Source organism: Streptococcus mitis, assembly GCF_023109105.1.
GTDB lineage: Bacteria > Bacillota > Bacilli > Lactobacillales > Streptococcaceae > Streptococcus > Streptococcus mitis_BW.
In genome coordinates this window covers 32,825-58,345 of record NZ_JALDTZ010000001.1, presented here as the reverse complement: position 1 = coordinate 58,345, position 25,521 = coordinate 32,825, and the positions used below count along the sequence as shown (strand labels likewise).

The 25,521-nt window shown below is 38.4% G+C and carries 31 protein-coding genes, 1 tRNA gene and 1 riboswitch; of the genes, 4 read left to right on the top strand and 28 right to left on the bottom strand.

The window, feature by feature from the left end; genetic code table 11:
* The 23 genes from M1F37_RS00355 to M1F37_RS00245 form a co-directional block, all read right to left on the bottom strand.
* Positions 1 to 211, bottom strand: a 211-nt coding sequence (locus M1F37_RS00355; RefSeq protein WP_247934302.1) for a hypothetical protein, incomplete at its 3' end; no start/stop codon positions are given.
* 1 nt (position 212) lies between these two features.
* Positions 213 to 671, bottom strand: coding sequence for a YhcH/YjgK/YiaL family protein (locus M1F37_RS00350; RefSeq protein WP_000587140.1), 459 nt, complete (start codon positions 669 to 671; stop codon positions 213 to 215).
* A gap of 25 nt (positions 672 to 696) precedes the next feature.
* On the bottom strand, positions 697 to 2,238 hold the full coding sequence (locus M1F37_RS00345; protein WP_247934301.1) for a sodium:solute symporter: 1,542 nt from the start codon (positions 2,236 to 2,238) through the stop codon (positions 697 to 699).
* A gap of 27 nt (positions 2,239 to 2,265) precedes the next feature.
* Positions 2,266 to 3,183 carry an N-acetylneuraminate lyase gene (locus tag M1F37_RS00340; RefSeq protein WP_045611612.1) on the bottom strand — a complete coding sequence of 306 codons (918 nt, stop codon included), beginning with the start codon at positions 3,181 to 3,183 and terminating at the stop codon, positions 2,266 to 2,268.
* A gap of 24 nt (positions 3,184 to 3,207) precedes the next feature.
* The gene (locus M1F37_RS00335) at positions 3,208 to 3,909 is read right to left on the bottom strand and encodes an N-acetylmannosamine-6-phosphate 2-epimerase (protein ID WP_024058030.1); all 702 of its coding nucleotides are present in this window, start codon (positions 3,907 to 3,909) and stop codon (positions 3,208 to 3,210) included.
* A 4-nt stretch (positions 3,910 to 3,913) separates the two neighbouring features.
* Positions 3,914 to 4,723: a MurR/RpiR family transcriptional regulator gene (locus M1F37_RS00330; RefSeq protein WP_101776865.1), complete on the bottom strand. Its 810-nt coding sequence runs from the start codon at positions 4,721 to 4,723 to the stop codon at positions 3,914 to 3,916.
* Positions 4,724 to 5,124: 401 nt separating this feature from the next.
* Positions 5,125 to 5,712, bottom strand: coding sequence for a CPBP family intramembrane glutamic endopeptidase (locus M1F37_RS00325; RefSeq protein ID WP_101776864.1), 588 nt, complete (start codon positions 5,710 to 5,712; stop codon positions 5,125 to 5,127).
* 2 nt (positions 5,713 to 5,714) lie between these two features.
* On the bottom strand, positions 5,715 to 5,948 hold the full coding sequence (locus M1F37_RS00320) for a hypothetical protein (RefSeq protein ID WP_000840776.1): 234 nt from the start codon (positions 5,946 to 5,948) through the stop codon (positions 5,715 to 5,717).
* Positions 5,949 to 5,960: 12 nt separating this feature from the next.
* Positions 5,961 to 6,341 carry a hypothetical protein gene (locus tag M1F37_RS00315; RefSeq protein WP_101776863.1) on the bottom strand — a complete coding sequence of 127 codons (381 nt, stop codon included), beginning with the start codon at positions 6,339 to 6,341 and terminating at the stop codon, positions 5,961 to 5,963.
* Entirely contained in the window at positions 6,334 to 6,783 is a 450-nt protein-coding gene (locus M1F37_RS00310) for a hypothetical protein (protein WP_247934300.1), read from the bottom strand. Before M1F37_RS00310 ends, M1F37_RS00315 begins: the two co-directional genes overlap by 8 nt.
* Complete coding sequence (dcm, locus tag M1F37_RS00305) at positions 6,767 to 8,125, bottom strand: DNA (cytosine-5-)-methyltransferase (RefSeq protein WP_173876107.1); 1,359 nt, start codon at positions 8,123 to 8,125, stop codon at positions 6,767 to 6,769. The genes M1F37_RS00310 and dcm overlap by 17 nt, the downstream gene beginning before the upstream one ends.
* 99 nt (positions 8,126 to 8,224) lie before the next feature.
* Positions 8,225 to 9,004, bottom strand: coding sequence for a replication initiator protein A (locus M1F37_RS00300; RefSeq protein ID WP_173876106.1), 780 nt, complete (start codon positions 9,002 to 9,004; stop codon positions 8,225 to 8,227).
* Positions 9,001 to 9,174: a hypothetical protein gene (locus tag M1F37_RS00295; protein ID WP_125448097.1), complete on the bottom strand. Its 174-nt coding sequence runs from the start codon at positions 9,172 to 9,174 to the stop codon at positions 9,001 to 9,003. Before M1F37_RS00295 ends, M1F37_RS00300 begins: the two co-directional genes overlap by 4 nt.
* A 208-nt stretch (positions 9,175 to 9,382) precedes the next feature.
* A complete protein-coding gene (gene rlmD / locus M1F37_RS00290) occupies positions 9,383 to 10,744 on the bottom strand; it encodes a 23S rRNA (uracil(1939)-C(5))-methyltransferase RlmD (RefSeq protein ID WP_247934299.1) in 1,362 nt (453 codons plus the stop codon).
* 73 nt (positions 10,745 to 10,817) lie between these two features.
* Positions 10,818 to 11,792, bottom strand: coding sequence for a DUF1002 domain-containing protein (locus tag M1F37_RS00285; RefSeq protein WP_247934298.1), 975 nt, complete (start codon positions 11,790 to 11,792; stop codon positions 10,818 to 10,820).
* Positions 11,793 to 11,865: 73 nt separating this feature from the next.
* The gene (gene pmp23 / locus M1F37_RS00280; RefSeq protein ID WP_247934297.1) at positions 11,866 to 12,480 is read right to left on the bottom strand and encodes a lysozyme family protein; all 615 of its coding nucleotides are present in this window, start codon (positions 12,478 to 12,480) and stop codon (positions 11,866 to 11,868) included.
* Complete coding sequence (locus tag M1F37_RS00275) at positions 12,480 to 13,454, bottom strand: nucleoid-associated protein (protein WP_247934296.1); 975 nt, start codon at positions 13,452 to 13,454, stop codon at positions 12,480 to 12,482. The genes pmp23 and M1F37_RS00275 overlap by 1 nt, the downstream gene beginning before the upstream one ends.
* A 7-nt stretch (positions 13,455 to 13,461) precedes the next feature.
* Positions 13,462 to 14,718 carry a serine hydroxymethyltransferase gene (glyA, locus tag M1F37_RS00270; RefSeq protein WP_247934295.1) on the bottom strand — a complete coding sequence of 419 codons (1,257 nt, stop codon included), beginning with the start codon at positions 14,716 to 14,718 and terminating at the stop codon, positions 13,462 to 13,464.
* A 49-nt stretch (positions 14,719 to 14,767) separates the two neighbouring features.
* Entirely contained in the window at positions 14,768 to 15,199 is a 432-nt protein-coding gene (locus M1F37_RS00265; RefSeq protein ID WP_247934294.1) for a GNAT family N-acetyltransferase, read from the bottom strand.
* 1 nt (position 15,200) lies between these two features.
* Positions 15,201 to 15,803, bottom strand: coding sequence for an L-threonylcarbamoyladenylate synthase (locus M1F37_RS00260; protein ID WP_247934293.1), 603 nt, complete (start codon positions 15,801 to 15,803; stop codon positions 15,201 to 15,203).
* Complete coding sequence (gene prmC, locus M1F37_RS00255) at positions 15,787 to 16,623, bottom strand: peptide chain release factor N(5)-glutamine methyltransferase (RefSeq protein WP_247934292.1); 837 nt, start codon at positions 16,621 to 16,623, stop codon at positions 15,787 to 15,789. Before prmC ends, M1F37_RS00260 begins: the two co-directional genes overlap by 17 nt.
* Positions 16,623 to 17,702, bottom strand: a complete 1,080-nt coding sequence (prfA, locus tag M1F37_RS00250) for a peptide chain release factor 1 (RefSeq protein ID WP_001028807.1) — start codon at positions 17,700 to 17,702, stop codon at positions 16,623 to 16,625. The genes prmC and prfA overlap by 1 nt, the downstream gene beginning before the upstream one ends.
* A 2-nt stretch (positions 17,703 to 17,704) precedes the next feature.
* Positions 17,705 to 18,289 (bottom strand): thymidine kinase, encoded by a 585-nt coding sequence (locus tag M1F37_RS00245; RefSeq protein ID WP_247934291.1) that lies wholly within the window; start codon positions 18,287 to 18,289, stop codon positions 17,705 to 17,707.
* A 123-nt stretch (positions 18,290 to 18,412) separates the two neighbouring features.
* Here M1F37_RS00245 and M1F37_RS00240 point away from each other — a divergent pair, with 123 nt between their 5' ends.
* Complete coding sequence (locus M1F37_RS00240; RefSeq protein WP_247934290.1) at positions 18,413 to 18,595, top strand: 4-oxalocrotonate tautomerase; 183 nt, start codon at positions 18,413 to 18,415, stop codon at positions 18,593 to 18,595.
* Positions 18,596 to 18,732: 137 nt separating this feature from the next.
* Positions 18,733 to 20,106 (top strand): tRNA uridine-5-carboxymethylaminomethyl(34) synthesis GTPase MnmE, encoded by a 1,374-nt coding sequence (gene mnmE, locus M1F37_RS00235; RefSeq protein ID WP_247934289.1) that lies wholly within the window; start codon positions 18,733 to 18,735, stop codon positions 20,104 to 20,106.
* Positions 20,107 to 20,149: 43 nt separating this feature from the next.
* Here the strand turns inward: mnmE and dapA are convergent, their stop codons facing one another.
* From dapA to M1F37_RS00215, 4 genes are all read right to left on the bottom strand, one after another.
* Entirely contained in the window at positions 20,150 to 21,085 is a 936-nt protein-coding gene (dapA, locus tag M1F37_RS00230; protein ID WP_247934288.1) for a 4-hydroxy-tetrahydrodipicolinate synthase, read from the bottom strand.
* Positions 21,086 to 21,141: 56 nt separating this feature from the next.
* Positions 21,142 to 22,218, bottom strand: coding sequence for an aspartate-semialdehyde dehydrogenase (locus M1F37_RS00225; protein ID WP_218764390.1), 1,077 nt, complete (start codon positions 22,216 to 22,218; stop codon positions 21,142 to 21,144).
* Between the two features lie 432 nt (positions 22,219 to 22,650).
* Positions 22,651 to 22,723 (bottom strand) — tRNA-Thr (locus M1F37_RS00220).
* Positions 22,724 to 22,822: 99 nt separating this feature from the next.
* Positions 22,823 to 23,332, bottom strand: coding sequence for a QueT transporter family protein (locus M1F37_RS00215; RefSeq protein WP_247934287.1), 510 nt, complete (start codon positions 23,330 to 23,332; stop codon positions 22,823 to 22,825).
* Positions 23,330 to 23,426, bottom strand: a riboswitch (PreQ1 riboswitch). Its footprint overlaps the gene before it by 3 nt.
* A 28-nt stretch (positions 23,427 to 23,454) precedes the next feature.
* On the opposite strand from M1F37_RS00215, the gene M1F37_RS00210 reads away from it, so the two are divergent.
* Positions 23,455 to 23,886 (top strand): GtrA family protein, encoded by a 432-nt coding sequence (locus tag M1F37_RS00210; RefSeq protein ID WP_247934286.1) that lies wholly within the window; start codon positions 23,455 to 23,457, stop codon positions 23,884 to 23,886.
* 80 nt (positions 23,887 to 23,966) lie between these two features.
* Positions 23,967 to 24,347: a large conductance mechanosensitive channel protein MscL gene (gene mscL, locus M1F37_RS00205; RefSeq protein ID WP_247934446.1), complete on the top strand. Its 381-nt coding sequence runs from the start codon at positions 23,967 to 23,969 to the stop codon at positions 24,345 to 24,347.
* A 41-nt stretch (positions 24,348 to 24,388) separates the two neighbouring features.
* Here the strand turns inward: mscL and hemH are convergent, their stop codons facing one another.
* Positions 24,389 to 25,483, bottom strand: a complete 1,095-nt coding sequence (gene hemH, locus M1F37_RS00200; RefSeq protein ID WP_247934285.1) for a ferrochelatase — start codon at positions 25,481 to 25,483, stop codon at positions 24,389 to 24,391.
* Between the last annotated feature and the right edge of the window lie 38 nt (positions 25,484 to 25,521).

Genomic DNA, 25,521 nt, shown 5'->3' with positions numbered 1-25,521 from the left:
CAACTGTTCGAGGTTGTCCAGTAACTTCCGAAGAGTTACCCGATTTATGTTGTACTTCCGAAATCGAAGTCGTTGGTGCAACAGGTTGCACCAACTCTGGTGTTGATACTTCAGAAGTTTCAGTCTCCTGAGCTGCAACTGAGTTAGCAACAAATGCTGATAATACCACTACAGTACCTAAGGTTACATATTGTTTAATATTTTTTTTCATTTTATTTTTCCTCGTTTAAAACTTTGATAACAAGTTTTTTAACAGTTTCATCATTGCAATGAATCTTTGGTTGGTGAAGATCTTCTTCAAAAGTCACCAACATATTCCCTGGGAGCAATTCAACAATTTGATAGTCTTTGCTATCGTAAAAAGCAATATCCTTCTCTTCGCTAAAAGGTACACGTGACTGAGCACGAACTGGGGAAGTTACTGCCATTTTTTCTGTATTTTCAACAACAATATGAATATCTAAATATTTCTTATGAGTTTCAAAAATATCTCCTGGAACTCCATCAGCTAGATAAGTCATACAATTTGCAAAAACATTTTCCCCGTCAATATCAATTTTTCCATCAACTAAATCTGTCAAATTTGTATTTTCTAAAAAATCACAGACTTTTGAAAAATGTTTATTGACAGAAGCATATCGTCTAAAATCAGATTGTTCAGAAATAATCATATTATTTTCTCTTTTCTATTAGTGACTAGTGACGAACTTCCCAACTTGAATCCGCTTTAATTTCTGAAATATCATGAATCGTTGTATATTTAGGTGCAGATACTTTATTTTCAGTAAGAACAGATACAATATAACCTGAAACTACTGATACAGAAATTGAAATCAATGAATATGCCCAGTAGCTAACAGCTGTTGGAGGAAGGAAGTATTTAATAAATACCATAACGATGGTTGATACAATCAGCGCTGCATAAGCACCTTGTTTATTTGCTTTTTTAGAAACAAAACCAAGAATGAATACACCACCTAGTAGACCAAGTACAAGTCCCATGAAACTATTGAACCATTCGTATGCAGATTTAATATCTGAATGAGCCATGATAATGGAAACAACAATTGAGAATAAACCTACTGCTAGAGATACGAATTGTGCAATTTTCGTACGACGATCGTCTGACATATTTTTAGAAATGACATCTTGAATATCCAATGTCCATGAAGTTGCAACAGAGTTCAAACCTGTTGAAATAGTTGATTGAGCTGCTGCATAAATCGCTGCCAAGATCAAACCTGTGACACCTACTGGTAACTGGTATGCAATAAAGTACATAAAGATTTGGTCTTGAGGGATATCGCTAGCTGCACTACCTGCATTTTGTACTTGATAGAATACGTACAAGCCTGTACCAATCAAGTAAAAGACTGTTGCAGTTGCAAGTGACAAGACACCGTTTGTGAACAACATCTTATTAAGTTTCTTAATATTTTGTGTTGTAGTAAAACGTTGAACCAAATCTTGAGATGAAGCATAGGAAGACAAGATTGTAAAGCCTGAACCCATCACGATTAAGAAGATGGAGTTTGAAAGCAAGTTAGGGTCGAAAAGTTTTTCATTTGCAGCAAGGAATTTACCGTTTACTAATGTTTCTGCTACTGCACCAAAGCCACCTTTAATATTAGCCATCAGTACAAATAAAGCTACAACGACACCACTAAACAGAACTACACCTTGAATAAAGTCTGTCCATAATACGGATTTTAGACCACCAGTATAAGAATAAACAATTGCAATTGCACCCATCAAAATAATCAAAATATTGATGTCAATTCCTGTCAAGACTGCTAATCCAGCTGATGGGAGGTACATAATGATAGACATACGTCCCAATTGATAAATAATAAACAAGAGTGCTGAAATAATACGAAGTGCTTTAGAATTAAAACGTTTATCCAAGTAATCATATGCCGTATCGATGTCTATCCGTGCAAAGATAGGTAAGATAAAACGAATTGTCAGTGGAATAGCTACTACCATCCCTAATTGAGCAAACCATAAAATCCAACTACCTGCATAAGAGTTACCAGCGAGTCCCAAGAAGGAAATCGGACTGAGCATTGTGGCAAAAATGGATACCGAAGTAACATACCAAGGAACCGAACCATCTCCTTTAAAGAACTCTTTTCCTTTCATCTCCTTTTTAGAGAAATAGATACCTGCAACCAACACCGCAAGTAAATAAACAATCAAGATAATTAAGTCAATTATCGTAAATCCTGTTGTGCCCATAACATATCTCCATATTGATTTTATTTATTATAAAAATTCTTTTCGTGCTTGTTGAATAAGTTCTGCTGCTTGTTTTGCAACTTCCAAGTCACCTTCTGCCAATGCTTCTAAGGGTTGACGAACAGAACCTAAATCAAGTTTTTCATTTAGACGCAAAACCTCTTTTGCTACAGCATACATATTTGCCTTACCTGATACCATCTTATAGATAACTTCATTGATAGCATATTGAAGTTTTTTAGCAGTATCTAAATCTCGTTCTTGAATCAAACTTTCCAATTTCAAGAACAAATCTGGCATAACGCCATAAGTACCACCAATACCAGCTTCTGCTCCCATCAAGCGACCACCAAGATATTGTTCATCTGGACCATTGAATACAATGTAATCTTCTCCACCTGCAGCTACAAACATTTGAATATCTTGTACAGGCATAGAAGAATTTTTAACTCCAATCACACGAGGATTTTGACGCATTGTTGCATACAAACTACCAGTCAACGCAACTCCTGCCAATTGTGGAATATTATAAATGATAAAATCTGTATTTGGCGCAGCTTCACTCATTGCATTCCAATATGCTGCGATTGAATATTCTGGCAATTTGAAGTAAATAGGTGGGATAGCAGCAATAGCATCGACTCCAACACTTTCTGAATGTTTTGCCAATTCAATACTATCTTTCGTGTTATTACATGCAACATGGTTGATAACTGTTAATTTACCTTTAGCAACTTCCATAACAGCTTCAATAATTTGTTTACGATCTTCTACACTTTGGTAAATACATTCACCTGAAGAACCATTTACATAGATACCTTTTACACCTTTGTCAATGAAATATTGCACCAGAGATTTTACACGTTCTTGGCTAATTTCACCATTTTCATCATAGCAAGCATAAAATGCAGGAATAACGCCTTTGTATTTAGTTAAATCTTTCATCAGATTTCTCCTTTATATTGTTTTTTATTTGATGACATTAATAAATCGCTGAGCAATTTCTTTTGGACGTGTAATCGCTCCACCAATGACAACACTGGTAACACCTAAACTATAAGCTTTTTTTAATTGTTCTGGATAATGAATTTTTCCTTCGGCAATTACCGGAATATTAAAATCAGCCAATTTTTTCATTAGTTCAAAATCAGGCTCATCTGATTGTACACTTGTACTTGTGTAGCCTGATAATGTTGTACCAACAAAATCAACGCCTGATTTAAATGCATAGAGACCTTCATCAAAATTACTTACATCCGCCATCAACAATTGATTAGGATATTTTTCTTTTATTTTTTTGATAAATTCACTGACAACTAAGCCATCATATCTTGGTCTTAAAGTTGCATCAAATGCAATGACTGTTGTTCCGCATTCTACAAGTTCATCTACCTCTTTCATCGTAGCAGTAATATATGGTTCTTGAGGTGGATAATCTCTTTTGATAATTCCAATTATTGGTAAATCTACTACTTTCTGAATTGCTTTAATATCACGCACAGAATTTGCGCGAATGCCCACTGCTCCTGCCTCTAAAGCTGCTTTAGCCATAAAAGGCATCAAGCTAAATTCTTCATTATAAAGGGGTTCACCGGGTAAAGCTTGACAAGAAACAATGACTCCACCATGGACTTGACTTATAAATTTCTCTTTAGTCCAAATTTGGCTCATTTTATTATTCCTCCTTATGGATAATAGTTTGATTGTAATAATATTGTCTCTCTGGACTTTCCAGATAATGAGAGAATAAGCAGTCTGTAATTAAAAGTATTGGAAACTGAGGTGATATGCGATTGCCATACGAGAGATGATTGGTCGAAGCTAATAACAATAGTTCATCAAAGAAACAATCTTCTTCGTCAAATTTTCTTGTAGTCATTAAAACTGTTTTAGCGCCTTTATCCGCAGCTTTTTGAAGACCTTCTAGTACAATATCAGTTTGACCTGAAACGGATGCTCCAATGACAAGGCAATTTTCATTAAGTAATAAGCTACTCCACAAAATCATATCCTCGTCTGATAATACTTCACCAATGACTCCGAGACGCATAAATCTCATCTTCATTTCTTCTAAAGCAAGAACAGAACTTCCTTTACCATAAAGATATACACGCTCAGCAGTTTCTATCATCTCAGCAATACGCTCAAGTTGAACTTCATCAAGAACCGTGTAAGTTTTTCTCAACATTTCTTCATAGTCGGATAAAACTTTTTCTGTAGCCTCTGTATACAATGCTAACTTTTCTTTCTCACGAATCATCTCTTGGTATTTGAAAATGAATTGTCTAAAACCTTTAAAACCACATTTTTTCGCAAATCGAGTCAATGTTGCTTTGGATACATTAAGGCATTCGCACAATGCCTCACATGAATAATTATCCAGAGATTGCTGTTTTAAGAAGAATTTAGCAACGTCTTTTTCAGCATATGCCATATTTGGTAAGTTAGCTTCTATCATTGGAATTAGTTCTTTTTGTAGTAACATATGAGCTCCTTTGTTAAAGTAAACGTTTACATTCTTTATTTTAACACTTATTTTTTTTTTTTTTCAATATTTTTCATGATTTAGAAACTAGTTTCCAATTTCTTTCATTTCATAACAGAACAACAAATATAGAAATATAACAATTTTTTATTCTTTTAATTTGTATTTTATGCTTTGCAAGAACATTTGTCGACGTCAATACGCTCATATATACCTGTTTTATTAATTTATATTTTTATTTTATTATTTCTTTCGGAATTTCTATACAACATTTTATTTCTAAAAAAATAGAAAAAATGTTCCTAGTTTCTTTATTTTATGCTGTTAATACATTTTTGTTTCCGAATTAAAAATAATCCTATAAAAACTACTGATTTATGAGATAAATCAGATCACCTATTTTAAAAAAACATCAAACTATAAACTAGTAGGTTCCACACTAAATGTAGCCCCATACTGCCCCATAAGTCAGATTTATAGCGCACCATACCTAAAAACATCCCAAGTGAAACATACAAACACCAAGCTAGAATGGTTCCTGGATGATGAGCTAAAGCAAATAAAACACTTGTCAAAGCAACTCGTATATCTAATTTTCTAACCAAGTTCCATAAAATTTCTCGATACAGAAATTCTTCAACCATACTCGCATTGGTTAAGAACAATAAAAATGAAAACCAAGGAACTTGATGTTGAAGGCCAATTAAGTTTGCTTGATTCGTGCTTTCTTGAGCATGAATCAGACTAAAACATAGACTTATAATCAGTAGACTAACGAATCCAATACCAATCCACTTTATCCTAATTTTCATATTGACCTTGGCCACTTGTTTTCGTTGGCCATACATCCATAAAAAAGAACTGAGTGACGCTCCATAGAGAATCTGTAGTATAGTTAACTCACCGATACAAAGAAATTTCAGTAAGTATAGAGATACCAATAGGACATTTACTTGTTGGAATATATAAACTGGAATTATTCTTTTCATAGTTACCTCCGAAATAAATCTTCATAATCTAAATCTAATACCTGCACAATCCTTTCTACCCATGGACTTTGAGGCATTCGTTGTTCCATCTTATAGTGACGAATCTTTTGATACAAACGATTCAATTCACTTGGATAGTGAAACTCTCCCGCAAACATTTTTCTGGTTAACTCAATCCAGCTGATATTTCTTTCAGCCAAAATAATGGACAAGTTCTCCCAAAATCGTTCTGCCATATTGATTCTCCTTTAACTTGATAAATAATGTGTTTGTGCCATGTAAATCAATTGTTTCGTATCTCTTGGCAATAAAGCTCTAGCCTCCTCCAGATTCAGATTTGGATAAACTCGCTTATTTGAAACCGCAAGAGGAAGTCTGATGGTTAGTTCAGGATTTTTTAATATCATTTCGATGAAATCTGTTAATTTTAGGTTATCTCGATTCTTAAAACGTAATAAATTTGGAGATAAAAACTCGAAACAATCTGAAGAATAGCTCATCATCTCAATTAATTTGTCCTTTGTCATTTCAGAAACTGAATGACAAGATACCTCGATGCCGTATTTTTGAAAGAAGTCTAAAAGAAGTTGATTTCTTTGGCTATTTTTACTTAGATAGAGATCAATCATGAGAAACCTCCCAAAGATTCGGTTCCATTTGATATTCTGAAACGATTAAGGAATCTAATAAATTTGCGAAGTTAATCGGTTTCTTGTCTTCATCAAAAGCTTTTACAGTTACTTGGGTTGTAAGTATTCCCTCTTTTCCCTCGGCTCGATAGCCTTGCCCATATAAAACAAAAACAAGATTATGATGATCATCTACAAAGGCATCAGCTCCGTTCTTTATATCCTGACTTTCCAGGAATTCCATAATGTTTTGAAGATAGGATTCATAAAATAGTGGGTAATTATGTTTTTTATGGTAATCATCTAAAAATTTTACTTCAAACTCACATGGATAATTGGGCATCAAAAATATTTGTTCATCCAATTGCATCATTTCTGCATCATGTAATTCTGTTTCTAATTCATCACAATATAGTATTGACTCTTTATTTAATGCTTTCATCTTTTTCCTCTATTTCTTTTAATTTCTTTGCGATTGCGGCAATCACAGGAACGGTTACACTATTACCAGCTTGTTTATAGAGCTGACTATTACTAGAGACTTTTCTAGCAGCTTCAAAAGCCCAATCAGGAAAACCCTGCAGGCGAAAACACTCTTTAGGAGTGATTCGTCGTATTCTCAAACGGTAAAATTGTCCATCTATTAAGACACCGGCTACATGATAAACTTGCTTATCTTCTCCTTCATAGCTAGCAACTACTACTCCCATTTGCCCACTAGTTGTTAACGTATTCGCTATACCTTTTCCAACTCTACCACGACGATACTGAGAACTTGGTCTTTCTAAATTGATTGAATCCCCAATCTCTGCTTGAGCATATCCTTTTTTCGTTGCTTCCCGGACTTTTAAAAATTGGATTGGTTCTGGAATCAGTATTTTGGGAATTTTATCTCCACCTTGCATCGTAGTCAGTGTTGGAGATAAGCCCTCACTTCCATAGACGCGACCAGTTTCCTTAAAGCTAGTTGGTAAATCTCCAACAACGACAATACCATGGCGATCCTGAGTATTTAAAGTAAACATTGGCTCTTGATTATCCTTGAAACGTCTACCATTTTGTCTCTTTTCTAATCTGTCTGGTGTCATACAAGGAATCGCAACTTTAAATCCTTCTCCTTTTCCACTAACTAAGGTTGGCGCAAGACCTTCTGAATAATAGACTTTACCACTCATTCCACTTCTTGATGGATTCAAATTCCCTAATATTTTTAAAGTCTCAGAGTTAGTTGCTTGACCTTCTCGTCTGAAAGGAAATAAGAGTCGGGTACCTCTCTTTCTAGAATGTCCGATAATAAACACCCTCTCTCTGTTTTGGGGAACGCCAAAATCCTTACTGTTAAGCACCTGCCACTCAACATCAAACCCCAATTCATCAAGCGTGGTAAGGATTGTGGTGAACGTCCGTCCCTTATCGTGATTGAGTAGGCCTTTAACATTTTCAAGAAAAAGAAAACGTGGTTGGATTTGTTTGGTCGCTCGAGCAATTTCAAAGAACAAAGTTCCTCTAGTATCTTCAAATCCCAATCGTCTTCCTGCGATTGAAAATGCTTGACAAGGGAATCCCCCACAGATGACATCGACTTTCCCTCTAAGTTTTTTAAATTCGTCATCTGAAACATCTCGTATGTCATGAAATTCTATTTCTCCTTCCGTTTGAAATATAGACTTATAAGATTTCCTAGCAAATTTATCAATCTCACAAAATCCAATACACTCGTGTCCAACACTTTCCATTCCTAGTCGAAAACCACCGATACCTGAAAATAAATCAATAAATCTCATTTCTTGATTACCCCTTTCTGATCGACTATCAATGTCCAAAGTATCACACCACTTGAAATGACAATGAGCATAACTAATATCCACTCGATTGGCGACATTTTAACCACCTCCTTTTCTAACACGGTTATTCCAAACGGAATATAGGCCATTAAACACAAATTCAGCAAGTACTTCCGCTCGTCTAACAAAGCGAACATTGTCAAGAGCATACTGATAGATTCTCTCAAAGTCAGTCATAGCAATTTCACTGGCTGTTTCAGAAAAACCCTCTCGTCTAAATTGATCTTGTACCAATCCCCAAATATAATCTCGATCATATTTTGTGACCTTTTCTACTTTTCTTCTCAAAATATGTTGAGAATTCCTTTCTTCCTCTTCCTCAATAAATAAAGAATCAGTCTCACTATATTTAGTCTCACTAACTTCAGTCTCACTAGGGGTTGAATAAGAGACGGGGGCCGTTTCATTTTCATCCTGCCCTAGTCTTTTTTTAACACTAGGCCTGTTCGAACTAGCTACTGGGGTAGAAGATAATTCCCCTAAATAAATCTTATTAGCTAGTCTTCCTTTCTCACTTGAAGACTGTTGGACTTCATCAATTAAGTCATATTCTTTAAGAATTTTTTTGATGGACAGTAATTTTGACTTCGAACAACCTAACAGTCTCATCAGTTTAGAATTAGAAAATACTAAATAGACTGCCCCTTCTTCATCTATCCAACCACGACTGAGAGATAATTCTAAACGATCTTTTAAAATAGAATAAGCCACCTTTACTTCTAGTTTCATATCCATATATTTCTCATCCTCAAAAAGAATTTTAGGTAATTTATAATACCGTTCTGAAGTTTGGTATTGATTTGCGGTAATTCGTTTCATAGCGCTCCTCCAAGTTCTTTGAGTGTTAAATCTCCACTTGATTCCAAGTGAACCAAGCCACTTTTTTCCAATTCAGCCATAATAGATATGGCCTCAACAATATCTATTCCCATTTCACGTACTAAAAATGAAATGACAATATAGCGTGATGATTGTAATTCTTTTGTCATTTTCCCTCCTGAAAATAAAAAAAGGAGAACAATATACAATTGTTCTCTCTTTAGATAAATATTTATTGTTGTATTCATTTTTCCGATGCGCAAACGACATCAACAAATACATATACATCTATGTGCCTTTTTAGGACTTTTTTGACGTCAAAATTGCCTTTATCTACAAAGACAAAATGCTTGTAAAATAGCTTAAAATCAAGGATTTTCACCCTTTTTTTCGTTGTAGCAACACTACACACTCCACGTGATGCGTTTGCGGAAAAAGATCCACCGGCTGTACTTTCTTTAGCTCATATCCCAATTCTTGGTAGAGTTTGATATCACGCGCCATAGTCGCGACGTTACAGGAGATATAGGCGATGAGGTTAGCTCCTGTTTGCGCGCTTGCTTTGATAAAACTTTCGGTCAAACCCTTGCGGGGTGGGTCAACCAGGATTGCGGTTGGTTGAATTCCATCTTTGAGCCAATTCTGCATAGCATTTTCAGCTGTATCACAGACATAGTGGGTGTTTGAAATATTGTTCAGTTGGGCATTCTTCTTGCTATTCTCAACCGCTTCTGGAATGACTTCAACACCATAGACTTCCTTGACATGTTTGGCAACAGAGAGGCCAATCGTCCCGATACCAGAATAGGCATCAATGACCACATCATCTTCTTTTAATTCAGCAAAGTCAATGGCTGTTTGATAGAGCTTCTCAGCCATTTGAGTATTGACTTGGTAAAAGGCTGGGCCAGCGATTTGGTAGTCATTGTCAAGCATTTTGTCAGTGATAAAGTCTTGTCCGTAAAGTGTATGCCACTCCTTACCAAAAATCGCATTGGTATTTTGGTCGTTGATATTTTGCATAACAGACACAATCTCTGGGAACTGCTTGATTAGTTGTTCAATCAATTGGTCCACTCGGAAAATCTTCGGACGAGTTGTCACAAAAATAACCATGATTTGTCCTGAATAGTGTCCGCGACGCACCACAAGGTTTCGAATCAAGCCAGCTTGTTCCTTTTCATCATAAGGTTTCAAATCATAACGACGGAGCAAGTCGCGTAGGGCCACTACTACCTCGTCAATCACAGAATCTTGGATAAAGAAATCTTCCAAAGGCATGAGGTCGTGGGAATTCTTACGGAAAAATCCAGTTTCTAAGACACCATTCACTCTACGAACAGGCACCTGCGCCTTATTTCGATACTTGACTGGATTTTCCATACCCAAAGTTTCAGCAACCTCTACATCAGCAATTCCTGCAATCTTGTATAGACTGTCCTTGACTTGCTTGGTTTTAAATTTGAGCTGTTCTGGATAGGAAAGGTGTCCTAAATCAGCAATTCCTGAACGTAGGTAAGCCAAATCTAGATCTTGATTACGGTGTAGTGACTGGACAAGGTATTCTTCAACCTTCCCAAAGCCAATCTTTTTATTGACCTTGAGGACACGCATGAGAATTTTTTCACTCGGTAGAGCATTCTCTACAAAAAATACCAAACCATCCACCTTGGCCACGCCTGAACCTTCGTGGGTCAAATCAACAATTTCAACTTCTACAATATCATTTTTCTTTAACATTCTTTTCTCTTTCTATTGGCCGACAAAAAAGACGGCAACGTTGCGGTTACCATCTATTATACCATGAAATTTCTTAAGAACCAAAACTCTTGAAGAAGTTGACAATGGCTTGCCAGAGGGAGCTTAAGAAGTTCCCACCGTCCTCTAGCGCCTTATCCGCATCAAAGTTAAGGTTGATATTTTTAAAACTGTCGCCAGCTTGTGAAACGATGCTTTGTTTAAGGTCATTTAGGGTTTTAGTGAAGTCTGCATTGCTGAGGATATCACTCTTTGAAAGATTCAAAGCAAAATTGATGATGATATTGATCTGGTTTCCTGTTATAACCTGATCAAGTTTGTAATTTTTCAAGGTATCTTCAACGATTTTACGAACATCTTCCTCTGTCAGATTTCCCTTGCTTTCTTTAGCTTTGGCGATTCCTGACTTGATATCAGCTAGGGCAACGTTTAATTTATTAGCATCAAAGCCTGACTTGTCCTTGTTTTCAGCATTGATATCTGACAAAGCCTTCAACTCTTCTTGAGCCAAATCTTTGTTGGCTTGCGGCACCTTGGCTCCATTAGCTTCTAGCGAATAATAAATCCCGGCTAAAGCACTCTCACCTGTAACTGGAATAGGCGCTGCTACAGTGATTTTAGCATGTTCCACACCCAAGGTTACTGCTGCGTTTCGGTACATATCCTGAGTCACCTTAGTGATGTTTTCTGGTGTTTCAATCTTAACCTCAAGTGGCGACTTGTCACCCAGTTTTTGAATCTTGGCTGATGAATACAACTGTAAGCTAGAGTCATTGGCTACATTCATGATTTTAGAATAGACATCCGGTGTCATGATCTTAAGTTCTTTGGTGTCTGATGAGGCATTGTAGCCCAATTTTTTAAGAGTTTGATTTTTTTGGTCTTCAGATAGGGATGAACCTAAAACATATTCAGGTTGAACATAGGTTTCGTCGATTACTTTTTGAACATCTGTTGCTGCATGGGCACTATTCATAGCTGTTACTGCCCACAAGACCGCAACACTGGTCAGAAAGAGTTTCTTTCTCATAGGGAATTTCCTCCTTTACCTTTCTAGAGTAATATATCTATCTTAAAGAAAACTTATAACAAAAACACCTGGACTAGCCAGATGTAGAAAAGAGAGTGAAACATTTGATGATGTAAAGGTTGAGTTGCACCTGTCTAGAATAATAATAGTTTCCTCCATTTACATAGAGTTCTGCACCGTGAAAAACGGAAATGGGGTGAATATAACTATAAGTCTTTCCAGTGGAATTACCAAGCAAGGGAGCAACAGTATCACGAGAGTACTGTTTAGCCAGAGCCAAGGTATTTTCCTTACCATTTTGGGCGATAAAATCGATATAGGCAGGTCCAAAATTATAGGCTTGAACAGCCGTCCAGACATCTACCCCCTTCTCCTGGGCCAGATAGAGATTGTCTGTCAGAGTTTGAACGCCTTGCCGAATGCTAGAGGCATTATCATTGATGGTGTCGGTGGAACCACTTACAGACTCACTAGACTGCATGACATCGCCTTCTTTTCCTTTGGTTTCAGTATAAATCATAGCGAGCACAAGCTCTTCGTTTGCTGGTGTATCTTTTTCACTCAAGATTTCGCGCACCATGGGTTGATAGGTCATGACTTGCTTGACATCTTGGTGAACGCGGTAAGCTTTATAGCCAGCAAAAAGGAAGACTGCTAGTACAAGCACTCTTCGAATTCGTTTAAACATTATTTACTTTGGATATCCTCGATATTTTTGATTAAGATAGAGTAGGTTCCATTGTCGTTTTGGATAAACTCAACAGACTCGGCGTCTTGATAGACGTTATTGGGAACGATGAGTTCAATTCCATTTGACAAGGAGAGTTTTTGGTTTTCAAATTTCTTTAATTGGCGACTGGCATCAATTTCATCAAATTGAACAGGTTCTGGTACAGCTTCTTTAACTTGGTCAATAAAGCTCAAACGAGCTGTTAGATTATTGCCAAAAAGGTCATTAGCCAGTTTCTCAGGTGACAATTCATTGCTTTCTTCTAGGTTATTGAAAATCGCTGATTTGACCTTGGATTGAAATTGAAAATCATCTGTATTAAAGGATTCAGCAATTCTCTGGGCTGTTTTTTCCAGTTCCTTGATAGATTTCTTAGGAGAAATCTTAGGAGCGACAGCAAGAAGATTATCTGAAAAATAGTTCAAAAAAGTCCCGTTGTACTTGATTCGTTTTTCAATCAGGTGATACTTACGACTTTGAAGATTGACCACCAAGGCCTCGTCAGCACCTGTCCCAAATCCAGGCAGGTTATTCTGAGTCAGCTTGATGGGATTATCAACTTCTCCACCTAAGTGGGTCAGGGTCTCCCGCAGGGCAATTCTCAAGAAAGCGAAATGTTCTATACCTTCTTTAGAAAATTGTACAAAAATCAAGTCATTGGTCTTGAGATTTTCTGAAATGCTAAACTCTTCTTTCCAGAGATTAGCCAGTGTTACTGATGTCTCCAACAAATCGTCTGTGATGTGATTGAAGAAGGGATTTTCTTCTTCGAAAATCCCAGTCTTGGCTTCATCTGAATACACACGTTCAATTTTTTTACGCAGGTATTCTTCGATTTTTGGAGTGATATTGAGAAACTTATCCGCTAGAAACAGCTCGGTATCATCCGGGCTAAACTGATGGATAATGGCTTTCTTAATATAAATGTCCATAAAAGTTTTAGTCCTCGTATAATGGGAAGGCATCTGTTAATTCTTTAACTGCACTTCTCACTTCTTCTAAGACAGCCTCATTTTCTGCATTCTTAAGGGTTTTAATGATCAGTTCAGCTACTTTACGGCTTTCTTCTTCACCAAATCCACGTGCAGTAATGGCTGCAGATCCGATACGAATCCCACTTGTCTTGAATGGTGACAAGGTTTCGTAAGGGATTGAGTTTTTATTTAGGGTAATATTGACTTCATCCAGCAAGTTTTGAGCAACTTTTCCGTTTTCTACAACCTTAGTCACATCCACTAGGAAGAGATGGTTTTCAGTCCCGCCAGAGATGATACGGAAATCAGGATCTTGCAAGAAGACATCTGCCATAGTCTTGCTGTTCTTGATAACATTTGCAGCATATTCCTTGAAGGCTGGATCTAAGACTTCTTTGAAGGAAACAGCTTTAGCCGCCACAACATGCTCCAAAGGACCGCCTTGAATACCAGGGAAAATAGCTGAATTGATTTTCTTAGCTAGGTTCTCATCATTGGTTAAAATCAAACCACCACGTGGTCCTCGAAGAGTTTTGTGGGTAGTTGTTGTAGTGATATGAGCGTATGGAACTGGACTTGGATGTAGTCCAGCTGCAACCAAACCAGCGATATGGGCCATATCTACCATGAGCTTAGCTCCAACAGCATCAGCGATTTCGCGGAATTTTGAAAAGTCGATAATTTGAGAATAGGCTGAAGCACCTGCTACGATTAGTTTAGGTTTTACTTCTTGAGCTTGTTTTAAAATAGCATCAAAGTCCAAGAGTTCGGTTTCAGGATTCACACTATAAGAAACAAAGTTGTAGGTTTGACCAGAGAAGCTGACAGGAGCTCCGTGGGTCAAGTGACCACCTGCTGCCAAATCCATTCCCATAACCGTATCACCTGGCTCAATCAAGGCCATGTAAGCCGCACAGTTAGCTTGGCTTCCTGAGTGTGGTTGGACATTGGCAAATTTGGCACCGAAAATTTCTTTTGCACGTTCAATGGCTAGAGTTTCTACTACGTCTACCACATCCGTTCCACCATAATAACGGCGTCCTGGGTAGCCTTCGGCATATTTATTCGTCAAGATAGACCCTTGAGCTGCCATAACAGCCTTGGAAACTACGTTTTCGGAAGCAATCAACTCGATATTGTTTTGTTGGCGTTCTTCTTCTTTGGCAATAGCATTCCAGAGATCAGCATCGTATGCTTTAAAATCATCTTGGTCAAAAATCATAGGTCTTCTCCTTTATAGTGTGACAGGTCATTTAGTTTAAGAAAATAAACTAAATGATGCGAATAAACCGTTTCTGCATTTTATCACAAGTATAACCAACTTTTTCATAAAATGCATGAGCACCCAGACGATGATCGGCAGAATTTAAGCGGATAAACTCATAACCACGTCTTTTTGCTTCTTGTTCCAACCCTTGCAGTAAACATTTACCGATACCTTGACCTTGCGCTTGAGGCGAAACTGCTAAGGCTAAGATATTAAATCCTGCTTTAGAATAGAGTGATTCGTAAACCTCAGCGTGCACATATCCAAGTAAGCCATGACTAGCTGCGTCCTCATAACCAAGAAGGAAATGATGGGAATCCTGAGACAGTCTAACTAGTTGACTAGCCGTTTCCTCTAGACTAAAAGAATAACCCAAAGCCTCTTGGTTGATATCACAAATAGCTTTCACATCTGTTTCTTGCAAATCTCTTAGCATCTCATTCCTCCTCAAAAGAAATCTCTGGCAACTGAGCAAGAATATCTTCTCGCTTAATCGCCCCTTGGCGTAAGATTCTCACCTTGTCTCCAGACAAGTCCAAGATAGTTGAATCCTGTCCGGTTAGAAAAGCATCGTCTTCCAGCCCCAGAACCTCTTGGTCAAAATCCTCTAGAATCTGATCAAAGGTCACGCCACTTGCCCGACCTGAGATATTGGCAGACGGCCCAATCAAGGGACCTGTCTCTCGAATCAAATCCAGCGTAATGGGGTGACTGGGCATCCGAAATCCAACAGTTGCAAGTTCAGAATTAACCCAATAAGGAACTCTGTTATTAGCTTCGAGAATAATGGTCAAAGGTCCTGGTAAAAAGGTCTCTACAAGTTTTTGTAGATAAGTTGGCTGGTTCTTAGAAAAGTGTAAGATGTCCTTGAGAGAGGCGATATTGAGATTGAGCGCCTTGTCTCTTGGACGACGTTTGAGTTGGTAAACATGGTCCACTGCTTGTTCGTCTAGAGCTTTTGCAAAGAGACCGTAAACGGTCTCTGTAGGCAGAACAACAGCTCCACCCTTTTCCAACTCTTGTCTAATCCTGTCCATCATCAACGACAACCATCCTATCTTGACCAAACTGGTCCTTGAGTGTTCGAACTCTTTTATCAGGAAGATGTTTCCTAAAAAGTTCAGGGACACTTTGACCTTGCTTGTATCCAATTTCAAGGTAAATCTTACCACCATCTTTGAGATAGTCTTTTGCATCTTCCGCAATTCTACGGTAAATTGCCAGACCATCCTCATCTGCAAAGAGAGCTAGATGAGGTTCTGAATGCAAAACATTCAAACCTACCTCTGACTCATCTTTACGAGAGATATAGGGTGGATTGGAAACAATTATATCATATTTTTCAGAAATTTCTGCAAAACAATCAGATTTTTTAAAAAATATATTAAGTTTTTGATTTTTGGCATTATCGGATGCAAGGTCAAGGGCCTCTTGAGAAATATCTGCCGCTGTCACCGACCAATCTGATCTAGCTTTTGCTAGTGCAAGGGCTATGGCTCCACTTCCAGTCCCGATATCTAGGACCTTTAGATTTTCCTCAGAATTTTCATCTAGGATAAGCCCAACCAACTCCTCTGTCTCTGGACGAGGAATCAAAACCCGCTCATCAACTTTTAACTGCATTCCGAAGAAATCTGCATGACCGATAATGTACTGGGCTGGTTTATGAGCTGCTAACTGCTGGTAAATATCCTCTACAAATAGTTCTTCCTCTGTTGTCACTTCCTGCTGAAGGGCAAAAACAAAGTCTGTAAAAGAGAGGTTTTTCAGGCTACGATAGACAAAAGAGAGGCTTTCAGCTTCCTCTCCTTGTCTTATCAATTCTTCTTCAAAATCTGAAAATAATTGAGCTAATTTCATTATTTGTTTAATTCTTCTAATTTTTGTGTTTGGTCATAAAGCACCAAGGCATCCACAACTTCATCCAATTTACCAGACAAAATCGTATCTAGTTTTTGGAGGGTTAAGCCAATACGGTGGTCTGTGACACGGTTTTGTGGGAAATTATAAGTACGGATACGTTCTGAACGATCCCCAGTACCGATTGTCGACTTACGCTCAGCGTCTTGTTCGTCTTGAGCAATCTGTGCAAAATGGTCCGCCACACGCGCACGGATGATCTTCATAGCCTTCTCACGGTTTTTCTGCTGGGTACGTTCTTCCTGCATCTCAACCTTAATATTGGTCGGCAAGTGAACGATACGAACGGCAGTCGCAACCTTATTGACGTTCTGTCCACCAGCACCAGAGGCGTGGTAGATATCGACACGAAGGTCTTTTGGATCAATATCGTATTCAACTTCTTCTACTTCAGGCATGACAAGAACCGTCGCAGTTGAAGTATGAACACGGCCTTGGCTTTCTGTCACAGGGACACGTTGTACACGATGGGCACCTGATTCGTACTTGAGTTTAGAGTATACAGATTGACCCGAAACCATAGCAACTACTTCCTTGAAACCGCCGACACCATTCATGGATGCTTCCATGACTTCAAAGCGCCAACCTTGAGCTTCAGCGTACTTTTGATACATAGTTAGGAGGTCGCCAGCGAAAAGTGCAGCCTCATCTCCACCTGCAGCTCCACGAATTTCAAGGATGATGTTCTTGTCATCGTTTGGATCCTTTGGAAGGAGCAAGATTTTCAGTTTTTCTTCGTATTCTTCTTTTTCAGCCTTGGCATCTTTGAGCTCTTGCTTGGCCATTTCTTCCAAGTCAGCATCTCCACCTGATTCCTTAATCATCTCTTCAGCATCAACGATGTTTTGAAGGACTTGTTTGTATTCTCGGTAAGCCGTAACCGTATCACGACTTGAAGCCTCTTCTTTTGAAAGCTCCATAAAACGTTTGGTATCAGAGACCACATCTGGGTCACTGAGCAATTCTCCCAACTCTTCGTAACGGTCTTCTACAGCCTGTAGTTGATCATAGATATTCATTCTTACTTATTCTCCTTATTGATTTCAGGGGCAAAATAATGTTTACGGCAAACTGAGATATAGGTTTCATTACCACCAATCTGGATCTGTTCTCCATCATAAACGGGCAGTCCATCCTGTGTTCGTAAAACCATTGTCGCCTTTTTCTTGCAATACTGACATATGGTTTTAATCTCATCAATCTTGTCTGCTAGTAGCAAAAGATGTTTAGATCCTTCGAATAGTTCATTGCGAAAGTCATTTTTCAAACCAAAAGCCATGACGGGTATATCTAGCTCATCAACGACACGAGCTAAATCATAAACATGATGACGCTTGAGAAACTGGGCTTCATCGACCAACACACAGTAAGGTCTTTCTGGTAAGTCTCGAATATAGCCAAAGATATCCGTCGTTTCCTCAATGGCAAGGGCAGGGCGTTTCATACCAATACGACTCGACACATAGCCAACACCGTCACGCGTATCTAGAGCCGAGGTCATAATCACAACACCTTTTCCTTGCTCCTCATAGTTATAGGCCACTTTGAGAATCTCAATCGTCTTACCAGAGTTCATGGTCCCATAACGATAATACAACTGTGCCATGTTTCTTGCTTCACGTCCATTTCTAAATTTTTGCTACATTCTAGTATATCATAATTTTCTTAAGCTTTAAACGGCAAAATGTGGTAAAATAGAAGAAATCAAAAACTAGTGGAGGAAGCTATTATGCCATTTGTACGCATCGATTTATTTGAAGGACGCACGCTCAAGCAAAAGAAGGCTCTTGCTAAGGAAGTAACGGAAGCTGTTGTTCGCAACACAGGAGCCCCTCAGTCTGCTGTCCATGTCATCATCAACGACATGCCAGAAGGAACTTACTTCCCACAAGGGGAAATGCGCACCAAATAAGCTAGCTTAAGCAGATTTGCTTAGGCTTTTTCAATCTCCAAGTAGCATTCATTGAAGAAATAGCCTAAATTTGTTACAATTTGAAAAGAGACTTGGAAAATTTTCCAAAAAAAGAGCTATTAATTAAAGGAAAAACTATGATTACACGTGAATTTGATACCATCGCTGCTATCTCTACTCCACTAGGTGAAGGGGCTATTGGTATTGTCCGCTTGAGCGGAACAGACAGTTTTGCTATTGCGCAAAAAATATTTAAAGGAAAAGACTTGAGCAAGGTTGCCAGCCACACTCTCAACTACGGTCACATTGTTGATCCTCTGACTGGAAAAGTCATGGACGAGGTCATGGTTGGAGCCATGAAGTCTCCAAAAACCTTCACTCGTGAGGATATTATCGAGATTAATACCCACGGTGGGATTGCCGTGACCAATGAGATTCTCCAACTAGCTATCCGTGAAGGAGCTCGATTGGCTGAACCTGGTGAATTTACCAAACGTGCCTTCCTAAATGGTCGTGTAGACTTGACACAGGCTGAGGCTGTGATGGATATCATCCGCGCCAAGACTGACAAAGCCATGAACATTGCAGTCAAACAACTAGATGGTTCCCTTTCTGATCTCATTAATAATACCCGTCAAGAAATCCTCAATACACTTGCCCAAGTTGAGGTCAATATCGACTATCCTGAGTATGACGATGTTGAGGAAGCCACTACTGCTGTTGTCCGTGAAAAGACTATGGAATTTGAGCAATTACTAACCAATCTCCTTAGAACAGCCCGTCGCGGTAAAATCCTTCGTGAAGGAATTTCAACGGCTATCATTGGTCGTCCAAACGTTGGAAAATCAAGCCTTCTCAACAATCTCTTGCGCGAGGACAAGGCTATCGTAACAGATATCGCTGGGACAACCCGAGATGTCATCGAAGAATACGTCAACATCAACGGTGTTCCCCTAAAATTGATTGATACAGCCGGTATTCGTGAAACAGATGATATAGTTGAACAAATCGGTGTTGAGCGTTCGAAAAAAGCCCTTAAGGAAGCTGACTTGGTTCTTCTAGTCCTAAATGCCAGTGAACAACTAACTGCCCAAGATCGTCAACTCCTAGAAATTAGTCAAGATAGCAACCGCATTATTCTACTTAATAAAACAGACCTGCCTGAAACGATTGAGACTTCGGAACTTCCAGAAGATGTCATCCGTATTTCAGTCCTTAAAAATCAAAACATCGATAAGATTGAAGAGAGAATCAACAACCTCTTCTTTGAAAATGCTGGTTTGGTTGAGCAAGATGCTACTTATCTATCTAACGCCCGTCACATTTCCTTGATTGAAAAAGCAGTCGAAAGCTTACAAGCTGTTAATGAAGGGCTGGAACTGGGGATGCCAGTTGACTTGCTTCAAGTTGATTTGACTCGTACTTGGGAAATCCTCGGTGAAATCACTGGGGATGCTGCTCCTGATGAACTCATCACCCAGCTCTTTAGCCAATTCTGTTTAGGAAAATAAAAAGAATCCATGATCATTCGATTATGGATTCTTTTTCTACTGATTAATAATCTGGTCTTAAGACACCTGTTACAGTTGCCTTGGTCGCTTCGTAGTCTCCATCTACAACAACCTTGATAATGCGTTTTGCATCTTCTTCTGGTGCTGGAACTAGAGGTAATCGTGTTGGTCCAGCTTCAAATCCCATGTAGTTCAAAACTGCCTTAACTGGGGCAGGACTTGGATAAGAGAAGAGGGCATTAACCTTAGGAATGAATTTACGCTGAATAGCTGCGGCTTTTTTCATATCGCTTTCTTCAATGGCAGTAAACATCTCGTGCATTTCATCCCCATTTGTATGAGAGGCAACAGAAATAACCCCGTCAGCACCAAGGTTCATGGCATGGAAAGCATCCCCATCCTCACCTGTATAAATCAAGAACTCGTCTGGCTTGTGTTCAATCAAATAAGCCATATTGGCCAAGCTCGTACATTCTTTGACACCGATAATATTAGGATGGTCTGCCAATCGAAGCATGGTTTCTGGAGTCAATTCAACAACGACACGGCCAGGAATGTTATAGATAATAATTGGTAGGTCAGAAGCATCTGCAATCGCCTTAAAGTGCTGGTACATTCCTTCTTGAGAAGGTTTGTTGTAGTAAGGCACAATAGCAAGCCCAGCTGCGAAACCACCAAATTCTGCGACTTCTTTGACAAATTCGATAGAATCACGCGTATCATTGGTACCTACACCTGCAATCAAAGGAACACGTCCATTGACAACTTTATGAACTGCCGCAAAGAGTTCCAACTCTTCATCGTGGGTCAAAGTTGGACTCTCAGCTGTCGTTCCCGCGAGAAGAATTCCATCCGTATGATGGGCCAACAAGTGCTCAATCAAGGCTGGAATAGCATCGAAGTTGATGGAACCATCCTCATGGAAAGGGGTAATAAAGGCCGTGATAATTTTACACTCTTTTAAATCTTGATAAGACATGAGAAACACCTTTCTATTTTAAAGAAGGAGTTCAACTGAACTCCTAAACGATATGACTATTTTAATTCAAATTTCAATTCGGCAGTTGGACGAACCAATCCACGTTCATGAAGAGTTTCAGCAATCTGAACTGAGTTCCAAGCAGCACCTTTGAGAAGGTTATCTGACACAACCCACATGTGAATTCCTTTTTCTGCATCCAAGTCTTTACGGATACGACCAACAAAGGTATCACGTGAACCCACTGCATTAATAGCTTGAGGATAGATTTGATGAGCCACATCATCTTCAAGAACAGCACCTGGGAAGGCTGAGATAGCCGCTTTTACTTCTTCGATTGGAGCCACTTCTTTTGTTTCTATATAAACTGACTCAGAATGGGCTGACAAGACTGGAATACGCACACATGTTGCAGATACTGCAATGCTATCATCTTCCATAATTTTCTTAGTTTCCTTAGTCATCTTCATCTCTTCGTAAGTGTAATCATTGTCAGTGAAGACATCAATTTGTGGAAGAGCATTGAAGGCGATAGGATAATGTTTCTTGTCACCACCTGAAGGTAAGATTTCGGCATGCAAATCACGTGGATTCACACCATCATTCAAAACTTCACGAAGTTCACGTTGTGTCTCAAGAATTGCCCCCATACCAGCACCTGAAACTGCTTGGTAAGTTGAGACAATGATACGGTCCAAGCCCCATTTTTGACGAACAGGCTCAAGAGCCACCATCATTTGAATTGTTGAACAGTTAGGGCAGGCGATGATTCCGTTGTGAGCATCAAGTGCATGAGCATTGACCTCTGGAACAACCAAAGGAACATCTGGATTTTGACGGAAGTAAGATGTATTATCTACTACTACCGCCCCAGCCTTCACTGCGTATGGTGCATACTTAGCTGATGTAGAACCACCTGCTGAAAAGAGAGCAATATCAACTCCTTCAAAAGCTGTTTCAGTCGTTTCCTCAATCGTAATATCTTGATCTTTAAATTTCAAAGTCTTACCTGCTGAACGTGCAGAAGCAAGTAAGCGAATTTTATCGATTGGAAGTGTTGATTCTTCCAACATTTTTATCATCTGAGCTCCGACAGCACCTGTCGCGCCGACTACAGCAACTGTATATCCCATAAGTAACCTCTTTCGGAATTTTCTAAAAATTTCTATAATAGATGTATTATACTACTTTTTCCATGATTTGCAAAGTTTTTTCATCGTTTTTTTAAAATAAAAATCCCCAGTCGTTAGACCAGGGACTAAGAGGCATCTTCATGTGATGAGCAGGTTCACACAACTCATCAAGGTCCGCTCCTGCGTTATGACCTCCTTATGCTCAATAGTAGTCCGAAGACTACCTATCGACTCATCGCATCTTCTATTCTACTAAAGAGAATCACTTTTGTCAACAGACGAAACTCTTTTGCTTCATTTATACAGTTCTACAAGAAAAACCTTGGCTTTCAAAGGTTATTTCTTCTCTTTCACGCTAAAAAATATTTTTGAAAAATTTGGGGCAGACATAACAAAAACCCTTATAAATCAAGAGTTTTTCTGTCTATTTTATGCTAATTGCCGGGATTGAACCGGCGACCTCATCCTTACCATGGATGCGCTCTGCCAACTGAGCTAAATCAGCTTACTTAAGAAGTATACTATAGTTAGAAAAACTTGTCAAGTTTCCTAAGAAATTTTCCATAAGAAAAAGCCAGGTAAGAGCTACCTAGCTTGTCTTCTTCTATTTGCTTAAATCAATTCGACGACCAATTTTACCAATGATAATCGCTCCAATAATCAATGAGGCAAATTCACCAATTCCTGTTGTGAACCAAGTAAGGAAAAATGGTAATTGCGCTACAATATGCAACTCAGCAGCAATGGTAAACATGGAAATTGAAAAGAGGATTGAAAAGAAGAAATGATCTTTTCGAATCAATCCGTTAAAGAGATAATCCTTGCTATATTTTGCAAAAAGCCAAACACCTAGACTGAGGAATACCAAGGTTGAGCCACCACCAACAAAGACATCTAGCAGTCCGAAGCTAAAGAAATTAGCAATCATACAACCAATGGTAACTCCGATGATGTACTTAGGATTGTAAAAAGCCATAAAGTTCATCATTTCTGAAATACGAAACTGATAAGCACCATAGCTGATGGCATTTAGGGGCGGTGTGACAGTCAAAACGACATAGATGGCAGCAACGATTGCAATATCAGCTACATCACGAACAGTTAATTTTTTCATCTTTTCTCCTTTGGCGGTTGCCCGCGTAAAATATGCTTGGTGAAAGAAGCTAAGCACCAAGGGTTGATTCAATCAACCTTACTAGTGTAGCATAATAGGCTGCTTTATGCTATACTAAAAGCATGAAAAAAATAATCACTTATATTTTTAATAACGAACTTTTAGCCTATCTCTTTTTTGGTATAGCAACTACTCTTGTCTCCATTCTATCCAGATTAGTCATTTATCAACTAACTCATCAGGAACTCCTGGCTACTGCCTTGGCAAATATAATTGCTATCCTATTTGCCTTTATCACAAATGATAGGCTTGTATTTAAGCAAGCTAGGCAGAATTGGACAAGACGTTTAGTGAAATTTTTTCTTGCTCGCCTTTCTACTTTTCTGTTAGATTTGCTCCTTACTTTTCTGTTTGTGACTCAATTCCCTCATATCATAGGGCAATTTGTAAATGAAAATCTTGATAAGATAAATACAATTGAAACGATAATTGCACAATTCTTAATAGTCATTCTTAATTACATTTTAAGCAAGGTCTATATTTTTAATAAATAGAATCTCTGAGCATATATCTTGCAAGTATTTCTTAATTAATATATAATAAAGAGTAAAAATTTTGGAAAGGAATTATGAAAATGTTAAAAGATCTTAAAGAATTTTTGCTCCGCGGTAATGTCGTAGACCTTGCTGTCGGTGTGATTATTGCCTCTGCTTTTGGTGCTATCGTAACTTCATTCGTTAATGATATCATCACTCCACTTCTATTAAACCCAGCCTTGAAAGCTGCGAAAGTACAAAACATCGCTGAGCTTGCATGGAATGGTGTTACATATGGTAAATTCTTGAGTGCTATTATCAACTTCCTTGTTGTAGGTACTGTTCTCTTCTTCGTTATTAAAGCTATGGAAAAAGCTCAAAGCCTTACTAAAAAAGAAGAAGCTGTTGAGGAAGCTCCTGCTGCTCCAACTGAGTTGGAAGTACTTCAAGAAATCAAAGCTCTTCTTGAAAAAAAATAATCGATTAAAAGGATCTAGCACAAAGCTAAATCCTTTTTTCTTTACTCTTTTGGTAACTTACCTGCTTTTTCAAGCATTCTCTTGATAAGATAAGGCATCTTAACATTTTCACGACCTTTTTTCTCAATCAATTTTTTCACAAATTCTGGCATTTGTAAATCTTGAGATTCGGCCAAAATGTTTTTAGTATCGTCTGAAGGGACTAACTCATCAAAGGTTTCTTCTTCTGGGAGAAATTCCTTAAATTCTTGATGTTCGTTAGCTCTGACTGTACTAATCAAAGCATCAATCAAACGAGAATCCGTATTTGGCATTGGTGGACGATGATAGTTCACACCCAATTCTTGACACAAGTCATAACATTCCACATCATTATCAAAAAGAACTTCGATATGTTCACTGATAAAGCTAATCGGGACAAAGATATAATGCTCTGGATGTTGCTTTTGTTCTCGTAAATATTCTAAGACATCTGGCTTGATCCATGGAATACCAATATCACTTTCACTTTGCCAAGTGTTGGTATATTGCTCGGAACTCAAACCTAGTTTTTCAGCGACTAGCTTGCTATTTTCAAAAATTTGGTCAATATAAGGGTCACCAAAATCCAAGGCAAAAATGGGTACACTATGGGCTGAAAAGATGACTCTAAAGCTATCTTGCTTCACTTCTTCTTTTAAAATCTTAGCAATTTCATCTGCCCAATAGTTTAAGAGCGCTTCTTCCTGATACCAATCCTTAATGACCAAAAACTGAATTTGCTTGCTTTCTAAAAATTTCTCATAGCCCATAACAGAGTAGAAAGAATAATGAGGCTCCAAAATCAAGCAAATACACTGCTCGATTCCGTCTGCTTCCATCTGACCAATCACATCAGGGATAAAGGGTCTAGAAAACTTATTAGCAAAATAAACACTGTATTCATTCCCCAGCCTAGCTTCTACCAAGCCAACTTCTTCACGGGTAATTTTTTGCAGAGGCGTGCCTCCAATTCGTACATAATTATCATAGAGAGTTTGAATTTCGTGGTCTTGAGGTCTCACTCCACGACGAATATTTGTGAAAAAATCAGCCACACCTTCAAAGGTAATCTCTTCTGGCGAACCGAAAGTCATCATTAAAATTGCTTTTTTCATAATCGCTTCCTTGTGATGTTTTTATCAAGTTTATTTTA

What these genes read in the sequence shown, in the direction of transcription:
- M1F37_RS00350 (WP_000587140.1), bottom strand. Translation starts at nt 671, where the DNA reads ATGATTATTTCTGAACAATCTGATTTTAGACGATATGCTTCTGTCAAT.
- M1F37_RS00345 (WP_247934301.1), bottom strand. Translation starts at nt 2,238, where the DNA reads ATGGGCACAACAGGATTTACGATAATTGACTTAATTATCTTGATTGTT.
- M1F37_RS00340 (WP_045611612.1), bottom strand. Translation starts at nt 3,183, where the DNA reads ATGAAAGATTTAACTAAATACAAAGGCGTTATTCCTGCATTTTATGCT.
- M1F37_RS00335 (WP_024058030.1), bottom strand. Translation starts at nt 3,909, where the DNA reads ATGAGCCAAATTTGGACTAAAGAGAAATTTATAAGTCAAGTCCATGGT.
- M1F37_RS00330 (WP_101776865.1), bottom strand. Translation starts at nt 4,723, where the DNA reads ATGTTACTACAAAAAGAACTAATTCCAATGATAGAAGCTAACTTACCA.
- M1F37_RS00325 (WP_101776864.1), bottom strand. Translation starts at nt 5,712, where the DNA reads ATGAAAAGAATAATTCCAGTTTATATATTCCAACAAGTAAATGTCCTA.
- M1F37_RS00320 (WP_000840776.1), bottom strand. Translation starts at nt 5,948, where the DNA reads ATGGCAGAACGATTTTGGGAGAACTTGTCCATTATTTTGGCTGAAAGA.
- M1F37_RS00315 (WP_101776863.1), bottom strand. Translation starts at nt 6,341, where the DNA reads ATGATTGATCTCTATCTAAGTAAAAATAGCCAAAGAAATCAACTTCTT.
- M1F37_RS00310 (WP_247934300.1), bottom strand. Translation starts at nt 6,783, where the DNA reads ATGAAAGCATTAAATAAAGAGTCAATACTATATTGTGATGAATTAGAA.
- dcm (WP_173876107.1), bottom strand. Translation starts at nt 8,125, where the DNA reads ATGAGATTTATTGATTTATTTTCAGGTATCGGTGGTTTTCGACTAGGA.
- M1F37_RS00300 (WP_173876106.1), bottom strand. Translation starts at nt 9,004, where the DNA reads ATGAAACGAATTACCGCAAATCAATACCAAACTTCAGAACGGTATTAT.
- M1F37_RS00295 (WP_125448097.1), bottom strand. Translation starts at nt 9,174, where the DNA reads ATGACAAAAGAATTACAATCATCACGCTATATTGTCATTTCATTTTTA.
- rlmD (WP_247934299.1), bottom strand. Translation starts at nt 10,744, where the DNA reads ATGTTAAAGAAAAATGATATTGTAGAAGTTGAAATTGTTGATTTGACC.
- M1F37_RS00285 (WP_247934298.1), bottom strand. Translation starts at nt 11,792, where the DNA reads ATGAGAAAGAAACTCTTTCTGACCAGTGTTGCGGTCTTGTGGGCAGTA.
- pmp23 (WP_247934297.1), bottom strand. Translation starts at nt 12,480, where the DNA reads ATGTTTAAACGAATTCGAAGAGTGCTTGTACTAGCAGTCTTCCTTTTT.
- M1F37_RS00275 (WP_247934296.1), bottom strand. Translation starts at nt 13,454, where the DNA reads ATGGACATTTATATTAAGAAAGCCATTATCCATCAGTTTAGCCCGGAT.
- glyA (WP_247934295.1), bottom strand. Translation starts at nt 14,718, where the DNA reads ATGATTTTTGACCAAGATGATTTTAAAGCATACGATGCTGATCTCTGG.
- M1F37_RS00265 (WP_247934294.1), bottom strand. Translation starts at nt 15,199, where the DNA reads ATGCTAAGAGATTTGCAAGAAACAGATGTGAAAGCTATTTGTGATATC.
- M1F37_RS00260 (WP_247934293.1), bottom strand. Translation starts at nt 15,803, where the DNA reads ATGATGGACAGGATTAGACAAGAGTTGGAAAAGGGTGGAGCTGTTGTT.
- prmC (WP_247934292.1), bottom strand. Translation starts at nt 16,623, where the DNA reads ATGAAATTAGCTCAATTATTTTCAGATTTTGAAGAAGAATTGATAAGA.
- prfA (WP_001028807.1), bottom strand. Translation starts at nt 17,702, where the DNA reads ATGAATATCTATGATCAACTACAGGCTGTAGAAGACCGTTACGAAGAG.
- M1F37_RS00245 (WP_247934291.1), bottom strand. Translation starts at nt 18,289, where the DNA reads ATGGCACAGTTGTATTATCGTTATGGGACCATGAACTCTGGTAAGACG.
- M1F37_RS00240 (WP_247934290.1), top strand. Translation starts at nt 18,413, where the DNA reads ATGCCATTTGTACGCATCGATTTATTTGAAGGACGCACGCTCAAGCAA.
- mnmE (WP_247934289.1), top strand. Translation starts at nt 18,733, where the DNA reads ATGATTACACGTGAATTTGATACCATCGCTGCTATCTCTACTCCACTA.
- dapA (WP_247934288.1), bottom strand. Translation starts at nt 21,085, where the DNA reads ATGTCTTATCAAGATTTAAAAGAGTGTAAAATTATCACGGCCTTTATT.
- M1F37_RS00225 (WP_218764390.1), bottom strand. Translation starts at nt 22,218, where the DNA reads ATGGGATATACAGTTGCTGTAGTCGGCGCGACAGGTGCTGTCGGAGCT.
- M1F37_RS00215 (WP_247934287.1), bottom strand. Translation starts at nt 23,332, where the DNA reads ATGAAAAAATTAACTGTTCGTGATGTAGCTGATATTGCAATCGTTGCT.
- M1F37_RS00210 (WP_247934286.1), top strand. Translation starts at nt 23,455, where the DNA reads ATGAAAAAAATAATCACTTATATTTTTAATAACGAACTTTTAGCCTAT.
- mscL (WP_247934446.1), top strand. Translation starts at nt 23,967, where the DNA reads ATGTTAAAAGATCTTAAAGAATTTTTGCTCCGCGGTAATGTCGTAGAC.
- hemH (WP_247934285.1), bottom strand. Translation starts at nt 25,483, where the DNA reads ATGAAAAAAGCAATTTTAATGATGACTTTCGGTTCGCCAGAAGAGATT.